This window comes from Ramlibacter algicola (assembly GCF_016641735.1).
Lineage (GTDB): Bacteria > Pseudomonadota > Gammaproteobacteria > Burkholderiales > Burkholderiaceae_C > Ramlibacter > Ramlibacter algicola.
The window spans coordinates 1-5381 of the sequence record NZ_JAEDAO010000002.1; the positions used below are offsets into that span (position 1 = coordinate 1).

General features: G+C 53.4%; 2 tRNA genes and 3 rRNA genes. All 5 read right to left on the reverse strand.

The window, feature by feature from the left end:
- Window positions 1–12 precede the first annotated feature (12 nt).
- The 5 genes from rrf to I8E28_RS20535 all read right to left on the reverse strand — a co-directional run bounded on the left by rrf (window position 13) and on the right by I8E28_RS20535 (window position 5200).
- Window positions 13–125: ribosomal RNA gene (rrf, locus tag I8E28_RS20515) — 5S ribosomal RNA — on the reverse strand.
- Between the two features lie 122 nt (window positions 126–247).
- Window positions 248–3125, reverse strand: a 23S ribosomal RNA gene (locus I8E28_RS20520).
- Window positions 3126–3410: 285 nt separating this feature from the next.
- A tRNA-Ala gene (locus I8E28_RS20525) sits at window positions 3411–3486 on the reverse strand.
- A 15-nt stretch (window positions 3487–3501) separates the two neighbouring features.
- Window positions 3502–3578 (reverse strand) — tRNA-Ile (locus I8E28_RS20530).
- 90 nt (window positions 3579–3668) lie between these two features.
- Window positions 3669–5200: ribosomal RNA gene (locus tag I8E28_RS20535) — 16S ribosomal RNA — on the reverse strand.
- The 16S, 23S and 5S rRNA genes sit together here with 2 tRNA genes alongside, the layout of an rRNA operon.
- Window positions 5201–5381 lie beyond the last annotated feature (181 nt).

Here is a 5381-nt window from a genome sequence, read left to right on the forward strand (position 1 = left end):
CGGGCTGTAATAGCCTGACGATGTCCTACTTTCACACGGGAATCCGCACTATCATCGGCGCAGAGGCGTTTCACTGTCCTGTTCGGGATGGGAAGGAGTGGGACCACCTCGCTATGGTCATCAGGCATAACTTGTTGCCATCCAGCATTGCGTGCTGGACGACCAATTCATAGAGCAAATCAGCTTTTTATTTGATTGCGCCGACCACTGGCATAACTGTCCTGATCGATTGCTCGATCAAAGTTATAGGGTCAAGCCGCACGAGCAATTAGTATCGGTTAGCTTAACGCATTGCTGCGCTTCCACACCCGACCTATCAACGTCCTGGTCTTGAACGACTCTTCAGGGGGCTCAAGGCCCCGGCAGAGCTCATCTTGGAACGAGTTTCCCGCTTAGATGCTTTCAGCGGTTATCTCTTCCGCACATAGCTACCCGGCAATGCCACTGGCGTGACAACCGGTACACCAGAGGTGCGTCCACTCCGGTCCTCTCGTACTAGGAGCAGGCTTCCTCAACTCTGCAGCGCCCACGGAAGATAGGGACCAAACTGTCTCACGACGTTTTAAACCCAGCTCACGTACCTCTTTAAATGGCGAACAGCCATACCCTTGGGACCGGCTACAGCCCCAGGATGAGATGAGCCGACATCGAGGTGCCAAACACCGCCGTCGATATGAACTCTTGGGCGGTATCAGCCTGTTATCCCCAGAGTACCTTTTATCCGTTGAGCGATGGCCCTTCCATACAGAACCACCGGATCACTATGTCCTGCTTTCGCATCTGCTCGACTTGTCAGTCTCGCAGTTAAGCACGCTTATGCCATTGCACTATCGTCACGATGTCCGACCGTAACTAGCGTACCTTCGAACTCCTCCGTTACGCTTTGGGAGGAGACCGCCCCAGTCAAACTGCCTACCATGCACTGTCCCCAGCCCGGATTACGGGCCTAGGTTAGAACCTCAAACACACCAGGGTGGTATTTCAACGTTGGCTCCATGCGATCTAGCGACCGCACTTCAAAGCCTCCCACCTATCCTACACAGATCTGTTCAAAGTCCAATACAAAGCTACAGTAAAGGTTCATGGGGTCTTTCCGTCTTTCCGCGGGGAGATTGCATCATCACAAACATTTCAACTTCGCTGAGTCTCGGGAGGAGACAGTGTGGCCATCGTTACGCCATTCGTGCAGGTCGGAACTTACCCGACAAGGAATTTCGCTACCTTAGGACCGTTATAGTTACGGCCGCCGTTTACTGGGACTTCGATCAAGAGCTTGCACCCCATCACTTAATCTTCCAGCACCGGGCAGGCGTCACACCCTATACGTCCACTTTCGTGTTTGCAGAGTGCTGTGTTTTTATTAAACAGTCGCAGCCACCGATTTTTTGCAACCTCATTGGGCTCCATCCGCGAGGGACTTCACCTACTAAAGGCACACCTTCTTCCGAAGTTACGGTGTCAATTTGCCGAGTTCCTTCTCCCGAGTTCTCTCAAGCGCCTTAGAATACTCATCTCGCGCACCAGTGTCGGTTTGCGGTACGGTCGTGTGCAGCTGAAGCTTAGTGGCTTTTCCTGGAAGCAGGGTATCACTCACTTCGGAGGCAAGCCTCCTCGTTGTCACCTCTCATCTAAGCCCGGCGGATTTACCTACCAGGCACGACTACAGGCTTGAACCGGGACATCCAACACCCGGCCGAGCTAACCTTCTCCGTCCCCACATCGCACTGCACATCGGTACAGGAATATTGACCTGTTTCCCATCAGCTACGCATCTCTGCCTCGCCTTAGGGGCCGACTCACTCTACGCCGATGAACGTTGCGTAGAAAACCTTGCGCTTACGGCGAGCGGGCTTTTCACCCGCTTTAACGCTACTCATGTCAGCATTCGCACTTCCGATACCTCCAGCATCCCTCTCGAGACACCTTCACAGGCTTACGGAACGCTCTCCTACCACTTGCACTTGCGTGCAAATCCGCAGCTTCGGTAACTGGCTTAGCCCCGTTACATCTTCCGCGCAGGACGACTCGATCAGTGAGCTATTACGCTTTCTTTAAATGATGGCTGCTTCTAAGCCAACATCCTGACTGTTTTAGCCTTCCCACTTCGTTTCCCACTTAGCCAATTTTAGGGACCTTAGCTGGCGGTCTGGGTTGTTTCCCTCTTGAGTCCGGACGTTAGCACCCGGTGCTCTGTCTCCCAAGCTGTACTCTGCGGTATTCGGAGTTTGCATAGGTTTGGTAAGTCGCCATGACCCCCTAGCCTAAACAGTGCTCTACCCCCGCAGGTAATACTTGAGGCACTACCTAAATAGTTTTCGGAGAGAACCAGCTATTTCCAAGTTTGTTTAGCCTTTCACCCCTATCCACAGCTCATCCGCTAGTTTTGCAACACTAGTCGGTTCGGACCTCCAGTACCTGTTACGGCACCTTCATCCTGGCCATGGATAGATCACTTGGTTTCGGGTCTACACCCAGCGACTGATCGCCCTATTCGGACTCGATTTCTCTACGGCTTCCCTATTCGGTTAACCTTGCCACTGAATGTAAGTCGCTGACCCATTATACAAAAGGTACGCCGTCACCCTTGCGGGCTCCGACTTTTTGTAAGCATGCGGTTTCAGGATCTATTTCACTCCCCTCCCGGGGTTCTTTTCGCCTTTCCCTCACGGTACTAGTTCACTATCGGTCGATTACGAGTATTTAGCCTTGGAGGATGGTCCCCCCATATTCAGACAGGATTACACGTGTCCCGCCCTACTTGTCGCTAGCTCAGTACCACACAGATCTTTTCGCGTACGGGGCTATCACCCTCTGTAGCCGGCCTTTCCAAGCCGTTCCGCTAAGTTCTGTGCTATCACTAGCAGGCTGTTCCGATTTCGCTCGCCACTACTTTCGGAATCTCGGTTGATGTCTTTTCCTCGAGCTACTGAGATGTTTCAGTTCACCCGGTTCGCCTCGCATGACTATGAATTCATCATGCGATACCCCTAAGGGTGGGTTTCCCCATTCGGAAATCTCCGGATCAAAGCTTATTTGCCAGCTCCCCGAAGCTTATCGCAGGCTATCACGTCCTTCGTCGCCTGTAATCGCCAAGGCATCCACCACATGCTCTTAGTCACTTGACCCTATAACTTTGACCCCTCTCACGAGGATTCAAAATCGATCTAAGGACCTGCCAGGTCTCTCACCTGGCGCGTTATGCCGTTCAACTCGAATTGCTTCGAAATTGAAGATTGGTTGACGCAATCAAAATGTTGTCCGCGGCACGGTCCGCCATGAAGCGGTTTCCGCGAACAACGCTGATTCAACTCTATGAATTGTTAAAGAACAGCCGATCGTTCCCGGGCAATCCCGGGGACAACAACAAAGCAGCCTCTTGCGAAGCCGCTTTGGTGTTGCTTGGTGTTGTTTGGTGGAGGATGACGGGATCGAACCGACGACCCCCTGCTTGCAAAGCAGGTGCTCTCCCAGCTGAGCTAATCCCCCAGGAATTGGAGAGGATGGTGGGTCTGGTTGGTCTCGAACCAACGACCCCCGCCTTATCAAGACGGTGCTCTAACCAACTGAGCTACAGACCCAGGCCGGTCGCATGACGAGCAATACGTCGCTGGCGACATCTTCCAACAACCGATAAGTGTGGGCGTTTAGCTTGAACTGCTGATTTCCAGAAAGGAGGTGATCCAGCCGCACCTTCCGATACGGCTACCTTGTTACGACTTCACCCCAGTCACGAACCCTGCCGTGGTAATCGCCCTCCTTGCGGTTAGGCTAACTACTTCTGGCAGAACCCGCTCCCATGGTGTGACGGGCGGTGTGTACAAGACCCGGGAACGTATTCACCGTGACATTCTGATCCACGATTACTAGCGATTCCGACTTCACGCAGTCGAGTTGCAGACTGCGATCCGGACTACGAACGGTTTTATGGGATTGGCTCCCCCTCGCGGGTTGGCAGCCCTTTGTACCGTCCATTGTATGACGTGTGTAGCCCCACCTATAAGGGCCATGAGGACTTGACGTCATCCCCACCTTCCTCCGGTTTGTCACCGGCAGTCTCATTAGAGTGCCCTTTCGTAGCAACTAATGACAAGGGTTGCGCTCGTTGCGGGACTTAACCCAACATCTCACGACACGAGCTGACGACAGCCATGCAGCACCTGTGTTCTGGCTCCCTTTCGGGCACTTCCACATCTCTGCGGAATTCCAGACATGTCAAAGGTGGGTAAGGTTTTTCGCGTTGCATCGAATTAAACCACATCATCCACCGCTTGTGCGGGTCCCCGTCAATTCCTTTGAGTTTCAACCTTGCGGCCGTACTCCCCAGGCGGTCAACTTCACGCGTTAGCTTCGTTACTGAGTCAGTGAAGACCCAACAACCAGTTGACATCGTTTAGGGCGTGGACTACCAGGGTATCTAATCCTGTTTGCTCCCCACGCTTTCGTGCATGAGCGTCAGTGCAGGCCCAGGGGATTGCCTTCGCCATCGGTGTTCCTCCGCATATCTACGCATTTCACTGCTACACGCGGAATTCCATCCCCCTCTGCCGCACTCCAGCGATGCAGTCACAAATGCAGTTCCCAGGTTAAGCCCGGGGATTTCACACCTGTCTTACATCACCGCCTGCGCACGCTTTACGCCCAGTAATTCCGATTAACGCTTGCACCCTACGTATTACCGCGGCTGCTGGCACGTAGTTAGCCGGTGCTTATTCTGACGGTACCGTCATGACGCCGAGGTATTAACTCAGCGCTTTTCGTTCCGTCCAAAAGCAGTTTACAACCCGAGGGCCTTCATCCTGCACGCGGAATGGCTGGATCAGGCTTGCGCCCATTGTCCAAAATTCCCCACTGCTGCCTCCCGTAGGAGTCTGGGCCGTGTCTCAGTCCCAGTGTGGCTGGTCGTCCTCTCAGACCAGCTACAGATCGTCGGCTTGGTAGGCCTTTACCCCACCAACTACCTAATCTGCCATCGGCCGCTCCAATCGCGCGAGGTCTTGCGATCCCCCGCTTTCATCCGTAGATCGTATGCGGTATTAGCTACGCTTTCGCGTAGTTATCCCCCACGACATGGGCACGTTCCGATGTATTACTCACCCGTTCGCCACTCGCCACCAGGGTTGCCCCCGTGCTGCCGTTCGACTTGCATGTGTAAAGCATTCCGCCAGCGTTCAATCTGAGCCAGGATCAAACTCTACAGTTCGATCTTGATTTGTTGCTCTAGGAATCGACAAGGTGCCTTGATTTCTCAAAGCGTCTTGTCTATCTGTTGAGCGTTTGATGGTCTTGCGACCATAGTTCCGAAGAACCTGGCAGTCGCCACCAAACGCCCACGCTTATCGGCTGTATGTTGTTAATGAACCTGCGAGCAGCTCACTCAGCTT